This window comes from Pseudomonas sp. (assembly GCF_036387035.1).
Lineage (GTDB): Bacteria > Pseudomonadota > Gammaproteobacteria > Pseudomonadales > Pseudomonadaceae > Aquipseudomonas.
In genome coordinates this window covers 25,492-48,472 of sequence record NZ_DASVUM010000045.1, presented here as the reverse complement: position 1 = coordinate 48,472, position 22,981 = coordinate 25,492, and the positions used below count along the sequence as shown (strand labels likewise).

Annotated in this window: 26 protein-coding genes; 17 read left to right on the top strand and 9 right to left on the bottom strand. The window is 60.4% G+C overall.

Going from position 1 to position 22,981, the window contains the following annotated elements; all coding sequences use genetic code 11:
- Positions 1 to 54 precede the first annotated feature (54 nt).
- Positions 55 to 498 (bottom strand): MarR family transcriptional regulator, encoded by a 444-nt coding sequence (locus VF672_RS04340; RefSeq protein ID WP_331101827.1) that lies wholly within the window; start codon positions 496 to 498, stop codon positions 55 to 57.
- An 81-nt stretch (positions 499 to 579) separates the two neighbouring features.
- Here VF672_RS04340 and VF672_RS04335 point away from each other — a divergent pair, with 81 nt between their 5' ends.
- The 3 genes from VF672_RS04335 to VF672_RS04325 are packed head-to-tail and all read left to right on the top strand — an operon-like array spanning position 580 to position 2,830.
- A complete protein-coding gene (locus VF672_RS04335; RefSeq protein ID WP_331101825.1) occupies positions 580 to 1,746 on the top strand; it encodes a PLP-dependent aminotransferase family protein in 1,167 nt (388 codons plus the stop codon).
- Between the two features lie 60 nt (positions 1,747 to 1,806).
- Entirely contained in the window at positions 1,807 to 2,409 is a 603-nt protein-coding gene (locus VF672_RS04330; protein WP_331101823.1) for a glutathione S-transferase family protein, read from the top strand.
- 34 nt (positions 2,410 to 2,443) lie between these two features.
- Positions 2,444 to 2,830 carry a lysozyme inhibitor LprI family protein gene (locus tag VF672_RS04325; protein ID WP_331101821.1) on the top strand — a complete coding sequence of 129 codons (387 nt, stop codon included), beginning with the start codon at positions 2,444 to 2,446 and terminating at the stop codon, positions 2,828 to 2,830.
- 113 nt (positions 2,831 to 2,943) lie between these two features.
- On the opposite strand, the gene VF672_RS04320 is transcribed toward VF672_RS04325, so the two are convergent.
- The 5 genes from VF672_RS04320 to VF672_RS04300 form a co-directional block, all read right to left on the bottom strand.
- Complete coding sequence (locus tag VF672_RS04320) at positions 2,944 to 3,315, bottom strand: glutathione S-transferase N-terminal domain-containing protein (protein ID WP_331101818.1); 372 nt, start codon at positions 3,313 to 3,315, stop codon at positions 2,944 to 2,946.
- A 73-nt stretch (positions 3,316 to 3,388) separates the two neighbouring features.
- Positions 3,389 to 3,934: a GTP cyclohydrolase I FolE gene (gene folE, locus VF672_RS04315; RefSeq protein WP_331101844.1), complete on the bottom strand. Its 546-nt coding sequence runs from the start codon at positions 3,932 to 3,934 to the stop codon at positions 3,389 to 3,391.
- 1,014 nt (positions 3,935 to 4,948) lie between these two features.
- Positions 4,949 to 5,509 (bottom strand): Smr/MutS family protein, encoded by a 561-nt coding sequence (locus tag VF672_RS04310; protein ID WP_065989376.1) that lies wholly within the window; start codon positions 5,507 to 5,509, stop codon positions 4,949 to 4,951.
- Between the two features lie 106 nt (positions 5,510 to 5,615).
- On the bottom strand, positions 5,616 to 5,936 hold the full coding sequence (locus VF672_RS04305) for a hypothetical protein (protein ID WP_331101815.1): 321 nt from the start codon (positions 5,934 to 5,936) through the stop codon (positions 5,616 to 5,618).
- Between the two features lie 256 nt (positions 5,937 to 6,192).
- Positions 6,193 to 6,816: a cysteine hydrolase family protein gene (locus VF672_RS04300; protein ID WP_331101813.1), complete on the bottom strand. Its 624-nt coding sequence runs from the start codon at positions 6,814 to 6,816 to the stop codon at positions 6,193 to 6,195.
- Between the two features lie 253 nt (positions 6,817 to 7,069).
- On the opposite strand from VF672_RS04300, the gene prmB reads away from it, so the two are divergent.
- Positions 7,070 to 7,978, top strand: coding sequence for a 50S ribosomal protein L3 N(5)-glutamine methyltransferase (gene prmB / locus VF672_RS04295; protein ID WP_331101811.1), 909 nt, complete (start codon positions 7,070 to 7,072; stop codon positions 7,976 to 7,978).
- 204 nt (positions 7,979 to 8,182) lie between these two features.
- On the opposite strand, the gene VF672_RS04290 is transcribed toward prmB, so the two are convergent.
- Together VF672_RS04290 and VF672_RS04285 are read right to left on the bottom strand one after the other, a co-directional pair.
- A complete protein-coding gene (locus VF672_RS04290) occupies positions 8,183 to 8,983 on the bottom strand; it encodes a hypothetical protein (protein WP_331101809.1) in 801 nt (266 codons plus the stop codon).
- Positions 8,984 to 9,099: 116 nt separating this feature from the next.
- Positions 9,100 to 10,095, bottom strand: coding sequence for an alpha/beta hydrolase (locus VF672_RS04285; RefSeq protein ID WP_331101807.1), 996 nt, complete (start codon positions 10,093 to 10,095; stop codon positions 9,100 to 9,102).
- Positions 10,096 to 10,222: 127 nt separating this feature from the next.
- On the opposite strand from VF672_RS04285, the gene aroC reads away from it, so the two are divergent.
- The 6 genes from aroC to VF672_RS04255 all read left to right on the top strand — a co-directional run bounded on the left by aroC (position 10,223) and on the right by VF672_RS04255 (position 15,503).
- Positions 10,223 to 11,314 carry a chorismate synthase gene (gene aroC / locus VF672_RS04280; RefSeq protein WP_331101805.1) on the top strand — a complete coding sequence of 364 codons (1,092 nt, stop codon included), beginning with the start codon at positions 10,223 to 10,225 and terminating at the stop codon, positions 11,312 to 11,314.
- Positions 11,315 to 11,345: 31 nt separating this feature from the next.
- Positions 11,346 to 12,500 carry an MFS transporter gene (locus VF672_RS04275; protein WP_331101842.1) on the top strand — a complete coding sequence of 385 codons (1,155 nt, stop codon included), beginning with the start codon at positions 11,346 to 11,348 and terminating at the stop codon, positions 12,498 to 12,500.
- Positions 12,497 to 13,111: a methylthioribulose 1-phosphate dehydratase gene (locus VF672_RS04270; protein ID WP_331101803.1), complete on the top strand. Its 615-nt coding sequence runs from the start codon at positions 12,497 to 12,499 to the stop codon at positions 13,109 to 13,111. The genes VF672_RS04275 and VF672_RS04270 overlap by 4 nt, the downstream gene beginning before the upstream one ends.
- A 119-nt stretch (positions 13,112 to 13,230) precedes the next feature.
- Positions 13,231 to 13,776: an acireductone dioxygenase gene (locus VF672_RS04265; protein ID WP_331101801.1), complete on the top strand. Its 546-nt coding sequence runs from the start codon at positions 13,231 to 13,233 to the stop codon at positions 13,774 to 13,776.
- Positions 13,777 to 13,782: 6 nt separating this feature from the next.
- Positions 13,783 to 14,466: an acireductone synthase gene (gene mtnC, locus VF672_RS04260; RefSeq protein ID WP_331101799.1), complete on the top strand. Its 684-nt coding sequence runs from the start codon at positions 13,783 to 13,785 to the stop codon at positions 14,464 to 14,466.
- 320 nt (positions 14,467 to 14,786) lie between these two features.
- On the top strand, positions 14,787 to 15,503 hold the full coding sequence (locus tag VF672_RS04255; protein ID WP_331101797.1) for a helix-turn-helix transcriptional regulator: 717 nt from the start codon (positions 14,787 to 14,789) through the stop codon (positions 15,501 to 15,503).
- A gap of 148 nt (positions 15,504 to 15,651) precedes the next feature.
- Here VF672_RS04255 and VF672_RS04250 read toward each other — a convergent pair whose 3' ends face one another.
- Complete coding sequence (locus VF672_RS04250) at positions 15,652 to 15,930, bottom strand: DUF3509 domain-containing protein (protein WP_037009057.1); 279 nt, start codon at positions 15,928 to 15,930, stop codon at positions 15,652 to 15,654.
- Between the two features lie 477 nt (positions 15,931 to 16,407).
- Between VF672_RS04250 and VF672_RS04245 the strand changes: the two genes are divergently transcribed.
- From VF672_RS04245 to VF672_RS04215, 7 genes are all read left to right on the top strand, one after another.
- Positions 16,408 to 16,944, top strand: coding sequence for an ankyrin repeat domain-containing protein (locus VF672_RS04245; protein ID WP_331101793.1), 537 nt, complete (start codon positions 16,408 to 16,410; stop codon positions 16,942 to 16,944).
- 66 nt (positions 16,945 to 17,010) lie between these two features.
- The gene (locus VF672_RS04240; protein WP_331101791.1) at positions 17,011 to 17,535 is read left to right on the top strand and encodes a hypothetical protein; all 525 of its coding nucleotides are present in this window, start codon (positions 17,011 to 17,013) and stop codon (positions 17,533 to 17,535) included.
- Between the two features lie 108 nt (positions 17,536 to 17,643).
- A complete protein-coding gene (locus VF672_RS04235) occupies positions 17,644 to 17,835 on the top strand; it encodes a PLDc N-terminal domain-containing protein (RefSeq protein ID WP_037009073.1) in 192 nt (63 codons plus the stop codon).
- Between the two features lie 183 nt (positions 17,836 to 18,018).
- Positions 18,019 to 18,879, top strand: a complete 861-nt coding sequence (gene speE, locus VF672_RS04230) for a polyamine aminopropyltransferase (protein WP_331101787.1) — start codon at positions 18,019 to 18,021, stop codon at positions 18,877 to 18,879.
- 126 nt (positions 18,880 to 19,005) lie between these two features.
- Positions 19,006 to 19,257, top strand: a complete 252-nt coding sequence (locus VF672_RS04225) for a helix-turn-helix domain-containing protein (RefSeq protein ID WP_331101785.1) — start codon at positions 19,006 to 19,008, stop codon at positions 19,255 to 19,257.
- Positions 19,254 to 20,465 (top strand): type II toxin-antitoxin system HipA family toxin, encoded by a 1,212-nt coding sequence (locus VF672_RS04220; RefSeq protein WP_414705571.1) that lies wholly within the window; start codon positions 19,254 to 19,256, stop codon positions 20,463 to 20,465. Before VF672_RS04225 ends, VF672_RS04220 begins: the two co-directional genes overlap by 4 nt.
- A gap of 285 nt (positions 20,466 to 20,750) precedes the next feature.
- The gene (locus VF672_RS04215) at positions 20,751 to 22,823 is read left to right on the top strand and encodes an LTA synthase family protein (protein ID WP_331101783.1); all 2,073 of its coding nucleotides are present in this window, start codon (positions 20,751 to 20,753) and stop codon (positions 22,821 to 22,823) included.
- Positions 22,824 to 22,981 lie beyond the last annotated feature (158 nt).

The window sequence follows — 22,981 nt, the reverse complement described above, 5'->3', positions numbered from 1 at the left end:
GCCATCGGCGCAATGGTCGGCACAGTTGATTAGGGCGGTCTGCGAACCGCCGGGTCAGCCGCGGGACATCGTGTTGCCCAACGCCTGATTCACCGCCAGCCAGCCGTCCACTGCTTCGCGCCCGGCCTCGGCGAACACCCGTTGCAGCAGCTTGACCTGTTCGCGACGCAACGACTCTTCAAACTTGCGTCCCTCGGCGGTCAGCTCCAGCAGGCGCTTACGTTTGTCGTCCTCAGGCGCCACGCTGAGCACCAGTTCCATCTCGATCAACTGCCGCAGCGGCGTGTTCAGCGCCTGCTTGCTCACCCCCAAAACCCCGAGCAGCTCCTTCACGCTCAAACCGGGATAGCGCGCGATGAAAAACACGATGCGCTGGTGTACCCGACTGAGGCCACGGCGGTCGAGCATCTCGTCGGCTTTGGCGGTGAACGCCTGGTAGCCGAAGAAAAACGCTTCCATGGCGATTTGCTGGGTGGATGAATTTTTAAGGTCAAGCATCTTGACGTATCCGTGTGCGGCATCGTAATTTCGGTCAACCAGTTTGACGTATTTTACTTTCCTTCCGCCAGCGGTGATCCGATGCCATTTTCCGAACGCGTTACCCGTTTGAAGAGTTCACTGATTCGCGAAATCCTCGCCGCTGCCCAGCGCCCGGAGATGATGTCGTTCGCGGGCGGCCTGCCTGCTGAAGCCATGTTGCCGAACAGTGAATGGTCCGACATGCCGCGCAGCATCGGCCAGTACGGCATGAGCGAAGGCGAGCCGCAGCTGCGTGAGGCGCTGGCTGCCCAGGCGCGGGCACTGGGCATCGACTGCGACGCGAGTCAGGTGATGATCGTCAGCGGTTCCCAGCAGACCCTGGATCTGGCCGCCAAGCTGTACATCGACAAGGGCACCGAGATCCTGCTCGAAGCGCCGACCTATCTGGCCGCGCTGCAAATCTTCCAGCTGTTCGGCGCCGAATGCCTGACCGTTCCGCTGCTCGCCGAAGGCCCGGACCTCGAAGCGCTGCGTCAGCGGCTTGAGCAGCACTCGCCGTCATTCGCGTATCTGATTCCCACGTTCCAGAACCCGTCGGCCGTTCGCTACAGCGAAGTGGCGCGCGATGCGGTCGCGGCGTTGCTCGACGAGTTTGGCGTAACGCTGATCGAAGACGAGCCGTACCGCGAGCTGACCTTCGACGGCGGCAGTGCCCGGCCCATCGTCAGCCGCCTGAAAAAAGCCAGCTGGATCTACACCGGCACCGTGTCGAAAACCCTTATGCCGGGCTTGCGCGTGGGCTACCTGATCGCCACGCCCGACCTGTTCCCGCATTTGCTCAAGCTCAAGCAGTCGGCTGACCTGCACACCAATCGAGTCGGTCAGTGGCAGGCGTTGCAATGGATCGGCAGCGAGCACTACGAGCAGCATCTGTTGGAGTTGCGCAGCTTCTATCGCAGCCGTCGCGACGGGTTCGAAGCGGCGCTGCAGCGGCACTTCGCGGACCTGGCGCAATGGAACAGCCCCCAGGGCGGGCTGTTCTTTTGGCTGACGCTCAAGCACAAGCTCGACACCCGGACGTTGCTCGACAGCGCCCTGGCGCAGAACGTCGCGTTCATGCCGGGCGAGCCGTTCTTCGCCGATCCGGACGCCAATCCGGGTTATCTGCGGCTCAATTTCAGTCACATCGACCCCGAGCGACTGGACGAAGGCTTGAAACGACTGGCCGCGGTCATTCGCCAAACACAGCTTTCACAGGCGGCCTGATACATTACGCACACGCAGGACCGGCACGATTGACGGCATACGAACAAGGGGAGAGGGCGGATGTACAAGGTTTACGGCGACTACAATTCGGGCAACTGCTACAAGATCAAGCTGATGCTCAATTTGCTCGGCGCGCAATACGAGTGGGTGGCGGTGGACATCCTCAAGGGCGAGACCGAAACCGAGGCGTTTCTGGCCAAGAACCCGAACGGCAAAGTGCCCGTGCTTGAACTCGAAGACGGCACCTGCCTGTGGGAGTCCAACGCGATCCTCAACTTCCTCGCCGAGGGCACGCCCTACCTGCTGACCGAACCGCGTCTGCGCACGCAAATGCTGCAGTGGCAGTTCTTCGAGCAATACAGCCACGAGCCGACCCTTGCAGTGGCGCGGTTCATTCAGTTTTATCTGGGGCTGCCAGAGGAGCGGATGGAGGAATACCACTCGCTGCACCGGCGCGGTAACAAGGCCTTGAAGGTCATGGAGCAGCAACTGCAGCGCACGCCGTTTCTGGTGGGTGAGAGCTTCTCCATTGCCGACATCGCGCTGTACGCCTACACCCACGTTGCTCACCAGGGCGGCTTCGATCTGGCGCCGTTCCCGGCGATCCAGACCTGGCTGGCGCGGGTCAAACAGCAGCCGGGCTACGTGGGCATGCTGGATTGACGCAGGCATCACTCACCAAAAAAGGAGACGAGACATGCAGTACCGGATGATCGCGGTGGGGATGCTGATGGCGCTGGGCATCGGCTGCTCGGCCCAGGCGCAGGAGTGTGACGCCAATCAGGCCTCGATGAACCAATGCGCGAGCCAGGAATATGCAGCGCTGGACGCCGAACTGAACACCCAATACAACGCGCAGATGGGCTACCTGAAGACGCCGGCCCGCAAAAAGGCGTTGCTGGATGCGCAGAAAAAGTGGATCGCCTTTCGCGATGCCGATTGCCAATATCAGGCAGGCAAGCGGGAGGAGGGCGGGAGCCTGTGGCCGCTGGTTCAGGCGCAATGCCTTTCAGCGCAGACCAAAGTCCGGGTGGAACAATTGAAGGCGTATGCAGCATGTCGCCAGGAAGGCTGCCCGAAGTAACCGCGTCTTTCCTGTGGGAGCTTGCTCACGAAGGCGGCATTCAGCAGCTGAGTAGCTAGCGCAGGTGCCGGCCGCTTCGCGAGCAAGCTCGCTTCCACAAGATGGGAGCGTTATCAAACCCCGGCGAAGCGTTTCTCGAGGTAATCGATGATCACTTTCGATTCGTACATCCAGACCGTCTGACCTTCTTCTTCAATGCGCAGGCACGGCACCTTGATCCGCCCGCCGCCACTGAGCAGCGCCTGGCGATCCGGTTCGTTGTTCTTCGCATCGCGCAGCGCCACCGGCACGTTCAGGCGACGCAGCGCCCGGCGGGTTTTCACACAGAACGGGCAAGCGTGGAACTGATACAGCGTCAGCGCTTTTGCAGACGCATCAACGGCTGCCTGCGCCTCGGCAGAACGCTGCTTCTTGCTCGGCCGGGTCAGGAAATCGCCGGCGATCACGAGCTGGCCGAGGCCGACTCTCACTGCTTTCATCAACACGCTAAAACCTCACTCGGCGGCAGGGTCCGCCAGACAGCCGCAGCCTGATGCTGCGGCCTTCAGGACGCCGTGATCACTTGATCAGGCTGAGAAACTCGGTGCGGGTGGCGGCGTTTTCGCGGAATTCCCCGAGCATGACCGAGGTGATCATCGATGAGTTCTGCTTCTCCACGCCGCGCATCATCATGCACATGTGCTTGGCTTCGATGACCACCGCCACGCCCAGCGCGCCGGTGACTTGCTGAATCGCGTCGGCGATCTGGCGGCTGAGGTTTTCCTGGATCTGCAGCCGACGGGCATACATGTCGACGATACGCGCCACCTTGGACAGGCCGAGCACTTTGCCGCTCGGGATATACGCGACGTGAGCCTTGCCAATGAAGGGCAACAGATGATGTTCGCAGAGCGAATACAACTCGATGTCCTTGACCACCACCATCTCGCTGTTGTCGGAGCTGAACAGCGCACCATTGGTGACGTCTTCGAGGGTTTGCTCGTAGCCGCGGCAAAGGTACTGCATGGCTTTGGCTGCGCGTTTCGGGGTGTCGCGCAGGCCTTCGCGGGAGACGTCCTCACCGAGTTGGCCAAGGATGGCGGTGTAGTTCTGTTCCAGAGTCACAGGGGTGTGTTCCATGTGGGTTCAAAAAACGCAGGGTTGCGGGCCTGCAAAGGCGCACATAGTAGCGTAGCTGGGCGCGCAGGGGTACGGCAGGCGGCCGAGAGGCCTGCGGCATGGCGCCGCCGCGGCAGGGGCAGCTGACCTTTACCCAACCTTTACCGAGGCGATATGTCGAAATGTGTCGGCTTGATGTCTGAAATAACGGGTGACAGATGCCCGGATGAAGAGAGTGCTTATGATGTTTAGCCGAATCGCGAAAATCGCACTGGTGATTGCTCTGGCGTCGTCGGTTTCGGGGTGTTTTTTTGGACCGGGTTGGGGCCGCCATGGCGGCGGTTGGCATGAACACCGTTATTACGACGGCGGCCCGTACGATGGCGGACGGGGCGGCTACGGCCCTGGACCGGGTTACTACCGCCGCTGATCTTCCATCAGGATGCAAACGCTTGAATCAGGCCGCGACGGGAACGCCATTCCCTCGCGGCCTTTTGCTTTCAAGCCCGTTTCGTATCAATGCTGATACCTGATCAGTACCAAATCACGACGCGGTTTCAGAAGTTGGCGCTGTCAGAGGCAACAGGTGATGAATACCTGTGATCAAGCCCGCTTTAAGAGAGAAATCGAAATGTTGAGTCGTATAGCGAAAGTCGCGATGGTCATCGCGGTGATGTCGGCCATGTCCGGATGCTGGCCGTTCTGGGGCCCCGGCGGGGGAGGCCACGGCGGTCACGGAGGCGGTGGCGGCGGTGGTCACTATGAAGGCGGCGGACCGGGTGGCGGTGGTGGCGGCGGCGGTCCAGGTCCGCGTTGATTTGCAGGCGCTCAACATTCGGCTGGACAGTTGATCGAATGAGCGCTGCGTAACCCGTAGAAGCCGGCTTGCTGGCGAATGCATTGGGTCAGGTCGATATTTGCGTTTCTGACTCACCGCGTTCGCCAGCAAGCCGGCTCCTACAGGGTATTTCGCTCAGGCAAGCCACGACGGCAACCTGTTCACAAGAGGCAAGGCCCCGCCTACTCGTCACGCCCTTCCATCATGGTCCGCTTGAGGATCACGTACACCGCGCCCGCGCCGCCATGCTTGGCGATGCACGAAGCAAATCCCAATACCTGCTGATGCTGACGCAACCATGTATTGACGTGGCTTTTGATCATCGGCCGCTTGCCGTCCAGCCGCACCGCCTTGCCATGGGTGATGCGCACGCAACGCACCTCCAGTTTGGCCGCCTCGGCCAGGAATTCCCACATCGTCTCGCGCGCCATTTCGACGCTCATGCCGTGCAGGTCCAGGCTGCCCTCGAAACTGATCTGACCCAGCTTGAGCTTGCGCATCTGGCCTTCCTGCACCCCGTCACGCGCCCAGTACAGCGTGTCCTCAGGCCCGACATCGATGACGAACTGGTCTGACAAGCCGTCGACGGTAATCGTCGCATCGGAACGCACGGTGGCGGCCTGGCGCAGCTTGGCCAGGTTCTTACGGTCGGTTTTGGGTTTTCCTACGTCCGCATGTTCAGTCTTGATGGGCTTAACGCCGCGAATCTCACTTCTGAACAGGGAAAAATCGTCGTCTTGCATGGTGGTCTCCGCGAAGGGGGCCAGTTTAACCGCGTCACGCCAGAATCGGCGCGACTATCGATGAGTAAGGCTGTCGATGATTAACTGGCAGCGGAAGACGCGAAAGTCAGTCGTGCTTCTTCATCAGGTGGGGCGACATATTGAGTTCGCCTGCGCGACGACGGCGACGGCGGCTGCGGCGCCAGAACCACACGCCCACGTACAGCATCAACAAACCAACAACGACTGTGACGACGGCGCCAGCCGGACTGGCGTTGAGTTCGCCCAGCGCGACCGGGTTGCCGATCAGGCTGGCAACGCCGGCCATCGCAAGCAGTACGCCAGCGGTCGCCAGGACGGCCGAAATCGCAGCGATAATGCGCATCCGCCAGCTGCCCTGGCCCTTGGGGCGCAGGCGACGGGCATCAAAACCATCGGATATCTTCATTCCGATTTCCTCTATGGGTATCGGCGCTCTGACCAGCACAGGGTAGGGTGGTTCCCGCCTGGCCAGGTTTCAGGGGCATCACGGGTCGATTACGGATAGGCGGTCAGTGAACGGGATCACACAACCTGACCCCTGCACTTGTACGCCTTTTCTTCAGGAACTGCCGGAAAATGATCTGCAGTGCAGGCATGCGCGCAGTCCGCTCGGTCGGAACAGTTCCTGTGCAGAGCGGGATTCGATCAGGTGAAAAACGAAATCAGATCAGGTCTTTGGTCAGCGCCAGTTTGGCGAAGTTGTCGTTCATGATTGCCATCTCCGCCTGCTGTACCAGCTCCGCCTTGATAACACCGCTCGGGGTCGGCAGGTCGCGGGTGGCGCAGGCATCTTCGACGAGCGTGCAGCGAAACCCGTAGTCCTTGGCCGCGCGAACGGTCGTGCTGACGCTGGAATGGCTCATGAACCCGCACACCACCAGATCCAGCCGGCCCCGGCTTTCCAACAGGCTGTGCAGCGTGGTGCGATCGTCCGTAGACACCGTCCCGTTCAACGCATTGGGCAGGCGCTTTTCGATAATGATCTCGTCATCCTGAGGCTGTAGCTCCGGCACGAATTGCCCGCGCTCGCCCTGAGGATCGAACATGCCGCCCACCGTGCCCAGGTGGCGCACGTGAATGATCGGCGATTTTGCCGCGCGGGCGGCTGCCACCAGCTTGACGATGTTATCGATGGCGGCCTGAACGCCGGTCAGCGCCAGTGGGCCGCTGAGGTATTCCTTCTGCGCATCAATGATGATCAGCGTGGCATTACTCAGTGTGGCCGCCGCGTATTCGCGGCCACTGAGTTGAAACATGGTCTTGGGACCAGTGTTTGAAACAGACATCGGGGGGCTCCTTCGAGTGGGGCTTTTGCCACATTGTCCACTGGCAGAGCGATTCTGTGAATCGCCATGCTCACAGACCTCGCCTTTTTTGCCGGGCTTCAAGCCGTCGAGCAGGTCGCGGTTGCTGTCATAGTGCCTGCAAAATGCGCTAAAGACTGCGGAAAGTTTTGCGCGCACACACGTGCCGGGCGCGGGCATCGTTTGTTGCGTGGATGGCTGATAGAATCGCCCGTCGTTTTTTAAGGAGTCTGCCGTGATCACTTCCCGCCTGCGCACCCTGCGCGATCATATCCGTTGGGCTGTCAGCCGTTTTCACGGGGAGGACCTGTTCTTCGGCCATGGCACCGACAATGCGTGGGACGAAGCGCGACAGCTGGTGCTGGGGGCCTTGCACCTGCCGTGGGAGATTGCCGACAGTTACCTTGATTGCAACCTTGAAGACGAAGAGCTGGTTGCCGTTCAACACCTCATCAAGCGCCGCATCGAGGAGCGCGTGCCCACGGCTTACCTGCTGGGTGAAGCCTGGTTCTGCGGGATGTCCTTCATCGTCGACGAACGCGTGCTGATTCCGCGCTCGCCCATCGGTGAGCTCATCGAACAGCGTTTCGCCCCCTGGCTGGGCAGCGAGCCCGCGCGGATCCTGGACCTGTGCACCGGCTCGGGCTGCATCGGCATTGCATGCGCCGAGGTCTTCCCCAGCGCCGAGGTTGCGTTAGGCGACCTCTCGTTCGAAGCCCTGGAAGTGGCGAATCAGAACATCGAGCGGCATGGCCTCGATCAGCGCGTATACACCGTGCAGGGCGACGGTTTCGATGGCTTGCCGGGCCAGCGATTTGACCTGATCGTGTCCAACCCGCCGTACGTCGATGCCGAAGATTTCGCCGACATGCCCGACGAATACCAGCACGAGCCGGAGCTGGCGCTGGCCTGCGGTGACGACGGTTTGAATCTGGTGCGGCGCATGCTGGCGCAGGCGGCCGATCATCTGAACGACAAGGGTCTGCTGATCGTGGAAGTGGGCAACAGCCAGGTTCACGTCGAAGCGCTGTACCCGGAAGTCGACTTCGCCTGGCTGGAATTCGAGCGCGGTGGGCACGGCGTGTTCATGCTGACGGCTGAGCAGTGCCGCAATCATCAGGATCTGTTTGCGTCGCGGGTCTAATCAAACAGTTGGCGGGCCTCTTCGCTGTAGGACTGGCTTTAGCCGGGAAGGCGTCGGCATTCACACCGCAGATCTGATGGCGAGCACACGGGCCTCTTCCCGGCTAAAGCCGGTCCTACACACCGCTTCAGCCGGGAAGGCGCCGGCATTTACATCGGATGTCTGATGCCGACCAGATCGGCCGCTTCCTGGCTTAACGTCGGGTTACCGATGCGTCGCGATCCAGATCAGCAAGCCGGCCTGAAACACGGCAAAGGTAACCAGGCACGCAATGGTGAAACGCAAGCCGCTGTCGTCCCGGCGGTATTTGCTGACCTTGTCTTCGGCTTTTTTGATCGTGACGTCCTGTTCCTGAATCCTCTGTTCGGCCTGTTGCAACATCTGCGCGGCGTCGAGGATTTGCACGATCTGTATTTTGTCGGCGTTCCAGGAGTTATTCAGGTTGCCGACCTTGGCGTCCTTGAGGGTGCCTTTGAGGTGCTGCGCATCGGCGTAAGCGACTTCAAACCCCTGGGTTTTGAGGAAGTGATCGCGGCGCAGGCGCGTGTCCTCATTGAGCGCATCCTTGTTGGACAACGCAGTGCCTTCGATCTTGTACTCCGCACAGCGCTTCTGCGCCCAGGCAATGCCTTGCGCCAGCATGAAGCGCCCCAGGCCGCGATTCCACGGATCGATCTGCAAACCGGATTCCGGGCCCACGCGAACGCTTCGATTGGCGTGATCCACCCAGATATCCAGACGATTCTGCTCTTTGCGGGTCTTTTGCCCCGGCAACTGATAGCTCATGCGCAGCAAGCTGAATTCCTTGCTGTGACGCTCGGCCTTGCCGAACTCGACGAACCGCAGTGGCCGTGCGCCGGTCGCACGGTCAGTTGGCAGAGGCGCCAGACGCAGCATCGAAAAATGCTCGGCGCTCACGTCTTCCCATAAAACGGGCGCGGCGGCCTCGGCTTCTGCGGCATCGGTCGCCTCGACCGCGTCGGTTTGTAGGGTTGCTTCTGTCATCACGGCGATCCTGTTCTCGACTTGCCCGGCACATGCCGCCGGCACACGATGCCAGCAGACAGCTATCGGCCGTTTCTGAAGAAGCTAAAGGGTGCGCGCGTCAACGCGGCTCGGCCTCAGGCGGCTGGTACCGAGTCGAGAAATTTCAGGATGCGATCAGTGACTTCGCTGGCCAACGGCAGTTGCGGATCCTTGTAGGACGCCAGCTGTCGCTTGATGTCCATGGGTACGATGCGCAGCACGTGGTTCATACCGTCGATGATCGCCAGCTGCGAGTCGGGTTTGGCTTTGTGCAGCAGTTCGGCGTCGCCCACGCCCACCTGCATATCGTTGCGGCCCTGAATGATCAGGGTCGGGATGTGCAGTTGCCCGAACGCCGCCGTCGGGTTCTGCCGGAACAGGGAAATCAGATATGGCTGCACGCTGGGGCGAAACACCACCTGCAGCGGTTCGGGCACATCGTCATCGGTCTTGCCTGCTTTGATTTCTTCGATGAGTTGCTCGCTGCGCGCCAGCAGCGCAGGCGGGAGGCGGTCCTGCAGTTGCTCGCGGACCACCTGATCCACAGGCCGGCCGGTGCCTGCCACGGAGATCAACGCCACGGCGCCCGCACGTTCCGCTGCCAGGGTGGCAACCAGCGCGCCTTCACTGTGACCCATCAGGATCAAAGGGCCCAGGCGGGCGTCGGTTTTAAGTTTCGCGCTCCAGGCGACGGCGTCGTCGACGTATTTCTCGATGCTCAGGTCGCGCTCGTCCGGCGTCGCAGGGCGGCTCGCCGCAACGCCGCGCTTGTCGTAGCGCACGCTGGCGATGTTGTGTTTGGCGAGGATCAGAGCGAGGCGCTTCATGCTGTCGTTGCGCCCGCCATCGGAGTTGTTGCCGTCACGGTCGGTCGGCCCTGACCCGGCGATGATCAGCACGACAGGCACGGGCCTGGCCGACTTGGGCAGCAGCAGCGTGCCGAACAGCTCGCCGGTGCCGGTGTCCAGGCTGATGGGACGCTGCAGGACGACGGGCGTGCCGGCGTGGGCAATGGAGGACAGCAGGGTCAGGCTCAAGATGATCGCTCGCAGCGGCCAGAAGCCGCGAATCAGGGGTAAGGCGCTTAGCATTGCAGGACCGTCATGAATAAAGTGTCAATTGGACGCGGCCAAATGAATAAGGTTCGAGGATGAACTGCGCCCTAAGCCTGCGTATACTGGCGCGCTTGAGTTTTTGAACGTCCTCGGAGCCTCCCGCATGTCCGGCAATACCTACGGCAAGCTGTTCACTGTCACCACTGCCGGCGAAAGCCATGGTCCGGCACTGGTCGCCATCGTTGACGGCTGCCCGCCAGGCATCGAGCTGTCTCTGCAAGACCTGCAACGCGACCTTGACCGCCGCAAGCCGGGGACCAGCCGCCACACCACGCAGCGGCAGGAGCCCGATGAGGTCGAGATACTGTCCGGCGTGTTCGAAGGCAAGACCACCGGCGCGTCCATCGGCCTGCTGATTCGCAACACCGATCAGAAGTCCAAGGACTATTCGGCGATCAAGGACCTGTTCCGGCCTGCCCATGCCGATTACACCTACCACCACAAATACGGCATCCGCGATTACCGCGGCGGGGGCCGCAGCTCCGCGCGGGAGACCGCCATGCGCGTCGCCGCCGGCGCCATCGCCAAGAAGTTTCTTGCCACCCAGGGCATTACCGTTCGTGGCTACATGAGCCAGCTCGGCCCGATCAAAATCCCGTTCAAGACCTGGGATTCGGTGGAAGACAACGCCTTCTTCAGCCCCGACCCGAGCAAGGTGCCGGAGCTGGAAGCGTACATGGATCAGCTGCGTCGCGATCAGGACTCGGTGGGCGCGAAGATCACCGTCGTTGCCGAAGGGGTGCAGCCAGGCCTGGGCGAGCCTATCTTCGACCGCCTCGACGCCGAACTCGCCCACGCGTTGATGAGCATCAATGCGGTCAAGGGCGTCGAGATCGGCGCAGGTTTCGCCAGTGTTGCTCAGCGCGGCACCGAGCACCGCGACGAAATGAGCCCCGAAGGGTTTCTGTCGAACAATGCCGGCGGCATCCTCGGCGGGATTTCTTCCGGCCAGCCGATCGTTGCTCACCTTGCGCTGAAACCGACTTCCAGCATTACCACGCCGGGGCACTCCATCGACGTCGATGGCAATTCCGTCGAGGTCATCACCAAAGGCCGCCACGACCCGTGCGTCGGCATTCGCGCCACACCGATCGCCGAAGCGATGATGGCCATCGTGCTGGTTGACCACGTGCTCCGCCACCGCGGGCAGAACAGTGATGTGCGCGTCACGACGCCGATTCTGGGTCAGCTGTAATGCCTGAGCCGCACGTCGCCGCCGCGGTCGTCTGAGCGTGGCGGCGCTTCCTTACTGGCGGCTCGCCAGCTTCTATCTTTTCTACTTCGCCTTGCTTGGGGCAACAGCGCCCTACATGGCGCTGTATTTCAGCCATCTGGGATTTTCCGCCGCGCGCATCGGTGAGCTGGTAGCGATCCCGATGCTCATGCGCTGCGTTGCGCCCAACGTCTGGGGCTGGCTCGGCGACTACACCGGCCGACGTCTGACCATCGTGCGCTTTGGCGCCCTGTGCGGGCTGGCGTGTTTCAGCCTGATTCTCGTTGACACGTCCTACGCCTGGCTGGCGATGGTCATGGCCCTCTATGCGTTTTTCTGGCACGCGGTGCTGCCCCAGTTTGAGGTCATCACGCTGACGCATCTGCGGGGTCAGACTTCACGCTACAGCCAGATCCGGCTCTGGGGATCGATCGGTTTCATCCTGTCGGTGGTCCTGTTGGGACGGCTGCTGGAGTGGTTCAGCCTCGATTACTACCCGCAACTGCTGCTGATCATTCTGCTCGGTATTGTCGCCAGCAGTTGGTGGGTACCCAACGCGCAGCCCGAGGTGTCGGCTGCGCGGGTCGCCGGGGAGGGGTTCCTCAGGCAACTGATCAGGCCGGGCGTGCTGGCGTTCTATGTCAGTGTTGCGTTGATACAACTGAGTCATGGGCCCTATAACACCTTTCTCACGCTGCACCTTGAGCACCTCGGTTACAGCCGCGGCCTCATTGGCCTGCTCTGGGCACTGGGTGTGGTGGCCGAAGTGCTGATGTTCATGGTCATGAGCCGTGTGCTGCAGCGGTTCAGCGTTCGTCAGGTGCTGATTACCAGCTTCGTGATCGCCGCAGTGCGCTGGCTTTTGTTGGGTAACCTGGCCGATCATCTGGCGATTCTGATCGTTGCCCAGCTGATGCACGCGGCGACCTTCGGCAGCTTTCACGCCTCAGCCGTGCATTACGTGCAGCGCAGCTTCGGCCCACGCCAGCAAGGGCAGGGGCAGGCGCTGTATGCCGCCCTTTCCGGCACCGGCGGTGCGATGGGCGCCTTGTATTCCGGGTACAGCTGGAGCGCGCTTGGCGCCGGCTGGACCTTTGCCATTGCGAGTCTGGCGGCGGTGGCCGCCGCTGTTCTGACCGCCACATGTATGAAAGAGGAGCGCGTATGAGTCGCGAAGCACTGGCTCGGGAAATCATCGAAGCGGGGCAGTTCCTGTATGCCCGGGGCTGGTCGCCGGCCACCAGCAGTAATTACTCCGTGCGCCTGTCGCCAACCGAAGCGCTGCTGACGGTCTCTGGCAAGCACAAGGGCCAGTTGGGCATGGACGACGTGCTGGCCACCGACTTTGCTGGCAACAGCCTGGAGCCGGGTAAAAAGCCGTCGGCCGAAACCCTGCTGCATACGCAGCTTTACAGTTGCAGGCCGGCGGTAGGCGCGGTGCTGCATACCCATTCGGTTAACGCCACCGTGTTGTCCCGGCTCACTGCCGGTGACCATCTGCTGTTCGAGGACTACGAGTTGCAAAAGGCGTTCAGCGGCGTGGTTACCCACGAATCACAGGTGGTGGTGCCGATCTTCGACAACGATCAGGACATCGCCCGGCTCGCTGCCAGGGTCCAGCCGTGGCTGGATCAGCACCCTGATTGCGCCGGCTACCTGATTCGCGGTCACGGGCTGTACACCTGGGGCGCGAAGATGAGCGATGCCTTGCGCCAGATTGAAGCCTTCGAATTCCTGTTCGAGTGCGAGCTCAAGACGCTGTCCGTGCTCAATCGCTGATCGTTGATCCGCTCACCGCCGATCATTGATTTCAATACCGCAGCGTTCCCACTGCCTGAATCCACGCAGCTGACCGGCCCCAGAGCCGGCAGACGCGGACCGAACCGAGGAAGCCCCGAATGAGCAGTCTTTCCGTCTACCACGTGTCATCCCCCGAACTGCCGAACAAGGTATTGACCCATTTCGAGGACATCGCCTCGACCCTGGCCGAACACGGCGTGGCGTTCGACCGCTGGCAGGCGGCAACCCCGATCACCCCCGGCGCCAGTCAGGAGGACGTGATTGCCGCGTACCGCACCCAGATCGACACGCTGATGACAGATCGCGGTTACGTGACGGTCGATGTGATCAGCCTCAACAGCGATCACCCGCAAAAGGCCGAACTGCGCGCCAAATTTCTTGAAGAGCACCAGCATGGCGAAGACGAAGTGCGTTTCTTCGTCGCGGGCCGTGGGCTGTTCACCCTGCACATCGACGACTTCGTCTATGCCGTGCTCTGCGAGAAAAACGACCTGATCTCGGTTCCGGCCGGCACTCGTCACTGGTTCGACATGGGCGAGCATCCGCATTTCGTCGCCATTCGCCTGTTCAACAACCCCGAGGGCTGGGTGGCCAAGTTCACCGGCGAGAGCATCGCCAGCCAGTTCCCGCGTCTGGAAGACTGATCAACCATGACCATCAAAGCGATCCTGACCGATATCGAAGGCACCACCAGCGCGGTGAGCTTCGTCTTCGACGTGCTGTTTCCGTACGCCAAAACGCATCTGCCTGCCTTTGTTCGCGAGCACGCCGACGAGCCACACGTCGCCGCGCAGTTGCAGGCGGTGCGCAACGACAGCGCCGAACCTGACGCGAACGTCGATCGTGTGATCGAGATCCTGCTGCAATGGATCGCCGAGGATCGCAAGGCCACGCCGCTCAAATCATTGCAGGGCATGGTCTGGGAGCAGGGGTATCAGGCCGGTCAGCTCAAGGGTCATGTCTACCCGGACGCCGTCGAGGCGCTGCAACGCTGGCACCAGGAAGGCTACGCGCTTTACGTTTACTCCTCGGGCTCGATCCAGGCGCAGAAGCTGATCTTTGGTTGCTCGGAGGCGGGCGATCTGTCCGACTTGTTCAGCGGCTACTTCGATACCACCTCCGGCCCCAAGCGCGAGGAGGGGTCGTACCGATCCATTGCGTCGAGCATCGGGCACCCGGCGGCGGCAATTCTGTTCCTGTCTGACATTGTCGAAGAACTGGATGCGGCGCAACAGGCTGGCATGGCGACCTGCGGCCTGGCGCGTGATGGCGGAGTGCTGGAAGGGCACACCTGCGTCAGCAGTTTTGCGTCGATAGAGCCCGGCACTTTCTGAAGAAGCCCGCGCGTTTAACTGACGGCCGATGTCCCTGACATTGGCCGTTTTTGTATCTAAATGCGGAAAAATGTAAGTAGGTTTTTGTTCTTTTGTGGGCAGTTGCTTGTTTCACGGTCAGGCATGCCTGTTTGTTTTCGACGCTGTGTTTAACCCTCCTTGACTGTGTAACCCTTCGCCTGTCGGACCCTGACAGCTTTTGACAGCGCCTCGTGCTGACGTGTCGACGACAGTACCTGGCGCCGTTTTCAGCTGCCATGCATAAAAAAACGAGGGGACATCAGGGCCGCGCATTTGATGGTTTCATAAGGGAGGGGACAATGAAAAACGTGCAGACAGGGACGCTGAGTCCGTTGATACAACAGATGGTCAGCAGCATCACTGAACAGGATGGCGATGCGGCAATCGCCAACGCACTTGACTGGCTGCGGGCCGAATGTCGCAGCGAGCGGGCCATGCTTTATCAGTATCGCAATGGCGTGCTGCTCAGCTGCATCACGTCCAACGTCGACAGCTACTGGAAAGATCTTTATTGCCAGGGACGCCTGATGATCGAAGATCCGGTCATTCGCTGCTACCGCCACACCATGGGCTTTTTGAACTGGGAGGAGGCGTTCAAGACCTACCCGCCATCACCGGCCTACATGGCGGCAGTCGAGGATTGCGACCTTCTACCCGCTTTTTCTTACGGGTACAGCAGCCAGACGCGCTCCAATCAGGGCGTGATCACCATTTGCACCCTCAACGGGATGGAGCGCCCACTCACGCACAATGACCGCTACCTGCTGACCAGTCTGGTGCCAATGCTTCATGTGGCGGGGAAGGGCCGTCAACTGCAAACACGTGCGCTGTCGCCCAAGGAACTCGAGATACTAAAGTGGGCGCGGGAAGGCAAGACGGCGTGGGAGATCGGGCTTATCAAGGAAGTCTCGGAGGCGACCGTCAAGCATCACTTCAAAAGCATCTACGCCAAACTCGGGGTGACCAATCGCGCGCAGGCGGTGGGCGAAGCGCTGTGTCGAGGGATCATTCAGTAGGCAACGATCGAGGTTCGTTGCGCGCGTGAACGCTGCCGAAACCGAGGCAAAAAAAACCGCGATAGCATCGACTATCGCGGGATCTACAAGGGAGGGTTCGATGAGAGTGAAATCCACTGCTGCGGCAGGAAGCTGTCCGGCCTGCTACTTACCGCGTGTGGTAGGTAGGCAAATCAAAGCGGTGCTGGCTTTGCAGCATCGATATAGCGGGCAACTCGCTGGCTTGTGCAGCCAGGTCGCGACGGATCGCGCTGATCACCCATTCCAGTTGCACAGGGGTGTGCAATTGCGCGTAAGACACGCAGCGGCGGATGTTTGTGCCTTCATCGTTGCGCAGAGTCAACAGAACGCCGCCGTCTGGACGTGGCTGGGTGGTGACTTCGAAATCGGAAAATACGGAAGCGAATTTTTCTTGGATGAAAGTCATGTCTAGAGGCTCCATTGCTCATGGGATAACAAGCTTGGAATGACTAGTGCAGTGACTGTGCCAGCTTTTGAGGAAAAATAAACTTCAACAAAAACATAGGGTTACGAATTTTTCTGAAATGCTGCTTCGTGCAATTTGCATGAATGTCTGTTGTGCATCCTGCAATTTACCGGAGTTGGGAGCCGTCGACGGGGTACAAGGAAGGGCGTCAGGCAGTCCTGACATAACTGAGACAGCGGTATCCCGCTTTTATTTCGCGCTGTTACAGAAATTTTCACGGCACTCGATCAATCGCTATCGGGCTGATTGAAACCGATGCTTTGGCGCCTGGCGCTGAAGCTGGCATTGTTGGCGGCATACGGGCATGCCTTCTGTGGAACTTGATCCTTTGGCCGCGGCTCATACGTTGCCTGGCCTATGGATTGCCGTCCCCTTTTGATTGATCCTGCGCCGTTTTGCCCTAATGGAGTTCATATAATGTCCGAAGCCCCCACCACGCCCGGCTCTGCTACGCGCATGACAGACGAAGAAGCACTGGAATTCGCCGAGCAGGTCTTTGATCGGGCCCGTGCTGGCGACGCTCCGATGCTTGACCGGCTGCTGGAGAACGGCCTGACCCCCAACCTTCGCAACCACAAAGGCGACACGCTATTGATGCTGGCCAGTTACCACGGTCATCAGGACGCGGTTCGGGTGCTGCTCAAGCACAAGGCCGATCCGGAGCTGCGTAACGACAACGGCCAAAGCCCGATCGCCGGCGCTGCTTTCAAGGGTGATCTGGAAACCGTGAAGATTCTGGTGGAAGCCGGCGCAGAGGTCGAGGGTGCCTCAGCCGACGGCCGTACGGCATTAATGATGGCGGCGATGTTCAACCGTACTGCGATTGTTGACTACCTGATCTCCAAAGGCGCCAACCCGCACATTCAGGACGCCAAGGGCGTTACCCCGCTCATGGCCGCGCAGACCATGGGCGCGACCGAAACGGCCGAGCAACTGACCCGCCTGGCTGTGTAAGCGATAGAGGCGCGCGGCATTTCCCGCTATCCTGCGCGCCTGTTTCCAGCACACGGACGATCCGCCATGAAAGCTTCACTCATCGAATTCATCAGCAAGATCAGCTCCGGCTGCATGAGCGATGAAGACATCGAAAAAATCGCCGACGAGGCCGTCCAGGCTTACGCCGATCCTGAAGCGTTCCTGACTGCCAATCCCGACATCAATTTCGACGACACCTTTCCGATCCCGCTCGGCGAGTGGGTGGTGATCGGCAGCCTTCCCGACACCGTGCTGCTTCAGGCCGATACGTACCCCGACCTGCTCACCGAGATCATGGCGTCGTTCGGCCCGGACGTGCCGTTCAATATCAAGCCCAGGCAACTGACCAAGGCTGAACCGCTGGCGGCGCTTAACCGCATTCAGATTCAGCTTTCCAGCATGAACAAAGACATGGGCGGGTATGTGCTGATGGACGTCAGCGAGCCGCTGGACCATGTACTCCAGACAGTGCTGGTCTATGGCGCTGACGTTGAGCGGGTCATGGCACTGGGTGTCGAACTCGGCCTGTTCATAGAGCCTTCGCTGGAAGCGCTCAAAGCGCAGGCCTGATCGGCCCACCGTGTTTAGCCGCGTGGAGAAATATCCCCGCCGCCCCAGGGAACCCTGATCGCAGGCCGCCACTCTCAAGTGGGCAAGCCTTCAATAAGGAGCAACACCATGGGTTCTACCTTCAACGGTCTGATTGGCCTGATTATTCTGGCGCTGGATATCTGGGCCATCATCAACGTGCTGAAAAGCGGCGCGGAAACCGGGAAGAAAATTCTCTGGATCTTGCTGATCGTTATCCTGCCGGTGCTTGGCCTCATCATCTGGGCAATCGCCGGTCCGCGCGGCAACGTGCGTATCTAGATTTTCGACAAGGCTTCCGAACACATTGACGCCCGACTGGCTTGGCCTGTCGGGCGTTTTTGTTTGTACCGGATCACCCAGGCCGCCACGACATTCGACCTGTCATGCGCCGCGACGTAGAATGCGCGCCTTCTTGTGGGCGGCCCGCCGTCCTGTCATCACTAGTTATCGGGGACTCCTTCCATGAGCGATTATCAAGAAACGTTGTACGAAGGCTATGGCCAGCGCTTTCGCATGGAAAAAATGCTGCATGAAGTGCGCACCGAGCATCAGCATCTGGTGATCTTCCAGAACCCGCGCATGGGCCGCGTCATGGCGCTGGACGGTGTGATTCAGACCACCGAAGCCGATGAATTCATCTATCACGAGATGCTCACCCACGTGCCGATTCTGGCCCATGGCCGTGCCAAGCGCGTTCTGATCATCGGCGGTGGCGATGGCGGCATGTTGCGCGAAGTCGCCAAGCACGCGACGGTCGAGCACATCACCATGGTCGAGATCGACGGCACCGTGGTCGAAATGTGCAAGGAATACCTGCCCAACCACTCCAAGGGCGCTTTCGATGATTCGCGTCTGAACCTGGTGATTGACGACGGCATGCGCTTCGTTGCCAACACCCAGGAAAAATTCGACGTCATCATTTCCGATTCGACGGACCCGATCGGGCCGGGCGAAGTACTGTTTTCGGAAAACTTCTACCAGGCCTGCCATCGTTGCCTCAACGAAGGCGGCATCCTGGTCACGCAGAACGGCACGCCGTTCATGCAATTGAGCGAAGTGCAGACCACGGCAGGGCGCATGAACGGGCTGTTCGCCGACTGGCATTTTTATCAGGCCGCGGTGCCCACTTACATCGGCGGCGCCATGACCTTCGCCTGGGGCTCGACGGATTCGCAGCATCGCAAGATCTCGCTGGATACGCTGCGTCAGCGCTTCGCCGGCAGCGGCATCGTCACCCGTTACTACAACCCTGAGGTGCACCTCGGTGCCTTCGCATTGCCGCAGTATGTGCTTCAGGCCATCAGCAAACCAAGCAACGACTGACCTACCTGGATGTTACGTATACGTTGCATGGATATCTTTATGTCACGCATACGTAACTTCTTCTTGTCCGTCGCGGGTGTCATGTATACATTCCATTTACCTGTGAATGTTATGTAGGCATGACAAATGGACGCGACGTTATTGCTTGAGCGTTTGGGCAGCCAGATCGAGGAGATGCGCAAATCACGCGGTCTTACTCAGGTTCAGCTTGCCTATCAGTCGGGCATGACCCGGCAAAAGCTGGCTGAAGTCGAAAAAGGCAGCCCGACCGTGGCGGTGAATTTCTACGCCAAGGTCCTCGCCGCGTTGAATGCCGAGATAAAGGTCGTGGCAGCCCGACGCCCGACGTTTGAAGAGCTGCGCGAGGTGTTCCAGTGAAACCGCTGGATCGCGTACGCATTTTCACCCCGCAGGGTGAAAGCGGAGAGCTCTCCGCGGCGCCATCAGGCGACTACCTGTTTCGTTACGGCCTGGACGCACGCCCCGAGTCTCAAATCAGCCTGACCATGAGCGTTCGCGATGCGGCTTACGTCTCGCGCAGCCTGCACCCGGTGTTCCAGATGAACCTGCCCGAAGGCTTTGTGCTGGAACAGTTGCGCAATCGCCTCGCCAAGACCACGCCCATCAACCCCATGCTGCTGATGGCCTTGACCGGCAGTGGCTCGCCCGTTGGGCGCGTCGCGGTAGCGTCGCCCATGATTGACGATCTGCTGGGCGGTGCGAGCCCCGGCGCGGGCAGAAGCCTGGGACAGATACTCAGCTGGGACGGGACGCAGGACCTGTTCGCCGAACTGGTCGACGAATACATTTTGCGCACCGGGATTTCAGGTGTTCAACCCAAGGTCATCGTGCCCGACTCGGATTTCGTCGCGGACCCCAAAGCTACGCTGTTGATGCCCGAGTTGATCGTCAAGTCGGGGAGAGCGGACTTCCCCGGGTTGGCTGTCAACGAATACGTGTGCATGGACGCTGCGCGCAGAGCCGGCATGCCGGTACCGGAATTTTACCTGTCGGATAACCGCCAGCTGTTCGTCATGCGCCGCTTTGATCGTGACGATGAGCAGCGCGCCATCGGCTTCGAGGACATGGCGGTGTTGATGGGGCTGGGCACGGAACAGAAGTACGATTCCAGCTACGAGAACATCGCCAAGGCCATTCGCCTGTTCTGCGCGCCCGAGCACGTGCGTGATTCGCTGGACCAATTCTTCGACATCGTCGCGCTCAGTTGCATGGTCGGCAACGGCGACGCTCATCTGAAGAACTTCGGGCTGCTGTATCGCGATCCGCTGGGGGCGGACGCTCGCCTGGCGCCGGCCTACGATATCGTCAACACGACCGCGTATATAAAGGATGACGCGCTGGCCCTGCGCCTGGATGGCTCGAAAAGCCTGTTCGGCTCGAGGCTTGGCATTCTGACTCTGGCGTCGACGTGTGACATCCGCAAACCGAACCTGCGCATCGCGCGACTGATCGCGGCGGTGCAGGCTTCGCTGGAAGAAAACGTCTCGCTGACCCCACATGCTCCCGCTGTTTTCGAAGCCATAGCACTCGCCGTTGACCGGTATGCCCAGACCTTCAAGGCGTGAGCGCTGCTCAAGGCTTTGTAAGAAAGTATGAGAAGCAGCATCAATGAACGGAATTTTCACCGTTTCTTCGGGAAGATTCGCGCCGTTCCAAGCCTGCAAACGGCCGAGCTTGCCAACTGATTGAGATAAGCGTTTGTGCCGATCCGTCATGAAGAATGCGCGGGATCGGTGGTAAACCGCAGGGGTTCACGTAATATTTGCCCCCCGCGGCCCGGACCGGCATTTCGATGTGGTCGGGCGTACAGCTTTTGAACCTAAACCTGAATCCAACGGATCCCACAACACATGGCCAAAACGGACGCCCCGGCGCGCGCGCCGCAACCTACCGTCAAATCGCACCTGGCCTATACGCTCCTGAGCGGCCTGGTGCTGATGGTCCTGTACACCCTCTTGCGCGTAGCGCTGCTGGTTTATAACCGCGAAGGCATCGGCGCGACGCCGGCTTCGACGTTCGTCGAGGCGTTTGGCAATGGCCTGCGATTCGATTTGCGTCTGGTCGTGTACATCCTGATTCCCCTCCTGCTATCCCTGTTCAGTGCGCGGATGATGGCGGCCCGTGGAGTGTTTCGCTTCTGGCTGACACTGGTCGCGAGCCTGACGGCGTTCTTCGGCCTGATGGAGATGGACTTCTATCGTGAATTCCACCAGCGCCTCAATGGTCTGGTTTTCCAGTACGTCAAAGAAGACCCGAAAACCGTTCTGAGCATGCTCTGGTACGGCTATCCGGTGGTTCGCTATCTGTTGGCGTGGGCGCTGCTGACCTGGCTGCTGAGCCTGGTCTTCAAAGGCGTTGATCGTCTGACCCGCCCGCGTGGAGGGTTCAATGTCGCCAGTGCCGACAACCGTGTGGTCGCGCCGCTGTACAAGCGCGCCGTGGTTTTCCTGCTGTGCCTGGTGGTGGCCGTCATCGCCGCGCGCGGCACCTTGCGTCAGGGCCCGCCACTGCGTTGGGGCGATGCGTACACCACTGATTCCAATTTCGCCAACACCCTGGGTCTCAACGGCACGCTGACGCTGATCGCAGCGGCGAAGAGCCGGATGTCTGAGGACCGTGACAACATCTGGAAGGCGACCCTGCCGCAGGCCGAAGCCCAGCAGACCGTACGTGACATGCTGCTGACGGCCAATGACAAGCTGATCGACCCCGAAAAAGCCGCGGTCCGTCGCGATTTCACGCCGCCGCAGGCCAACACGCTGCCGATCAAAAACGTCGTCGTGATCCTGATGGAAAGCTTCGCCGGCCATTCGGTGGGTGCGCTGGGCGATGAATCGAACATCACGCCTTACTTCGACAAGCTTTCCCAGGAAGGCCTGCTCTTCGACCGTTTCTTCTCCAACGGGACGCATACCCATCAGGGCATGTTCGCAACCATGGCGTGCTTCCCGAACCTGCCGGGCTTCGAGTATCTGATGCAGACGCCGGAAGGCAGCCACAAGCTGTCCGGTTTGCCGCAGCTGCTCAGTGCACGCAAGTACGATGACGTTTACGTCTACAACGGTGATTTCGCCTGGGACAACCAGTCGGGCTTCTTCAGCAACCAGGGCATGACCAACTTCATTGGTCGTAATGACTTCGTCAACCCGGTGTTCTCGGACCCGACCTGGGGTGTTTCCGATCAGGACATGTTCGACCGGGGCGCCGAAGAACTGAAAGCGCGCGAAGCCAAAGGCAAGCCGTTCTATGCCTTGCTGCAAACCCTGTCCAACCACACGCCGTACGCGCTACCGACCAATCTGCCGGTCGAGCGCGTGACGGGGCATGGCACGCTGGATGAGCACCTCACCGCCATGCGTTATTCGGATTGGGCGCTGGGCCAGTTCTTCGAAAAGGCCAAGAAAGAGCCGTACTACAAGGACACGCTGTTTGTGGTCGTCGGTGACCACGGCTTCGGCAACAACGAGCAGATCACCGAGATGGACCTGGGCCGCTTCAACGTGCCCATGCTGATGATCGCCCCGGGCCTGCAAGACAAGTTCGGCAAGCGCAGCAGCATCGTCGGCACGCAGATCGACATCGTACCGACCATCATGGGCCGGCTGGGTGGCGACACCGTGCACCAGTGTTGGGGCCGCGACTTGCTCAACCTGCCTGCGGGCGACGAGGGCTTTGGCGTGATCAAGCCTTCGGGCAGCGAGCAGACCGTTGCGCTGGTCACCGGCAACCGGATCCTGATCGAACCCAAGGAAATGGAGCCGAAAGTCTACAGTTACGAGTTGGGCAACAAGCCCCACGCCGAGCTGATGCCGAATGCGCCAGACGTTGCCGAGTTGCGCAAGAAGCTCGACAGCTTCCTGCAGACCGCGACCAAGAGCCTGCTGGACAACACGGCAGGGGTCAAAGACGCCAAGCCACAATGAGTGCAGCCTGATGAAAACGCCCCGAGACCGGGGCGTTTTTTTTTGCCTGGGCGGTCCGGGTCGGGGCGATGGACTCACGCGTGCGCAGGCCAGCCGGGTTGAACGTCGTTGCGCGGCAAAGGTCAAGATCAGTAGGCCGCTGTCCGGCCTTTACTGAG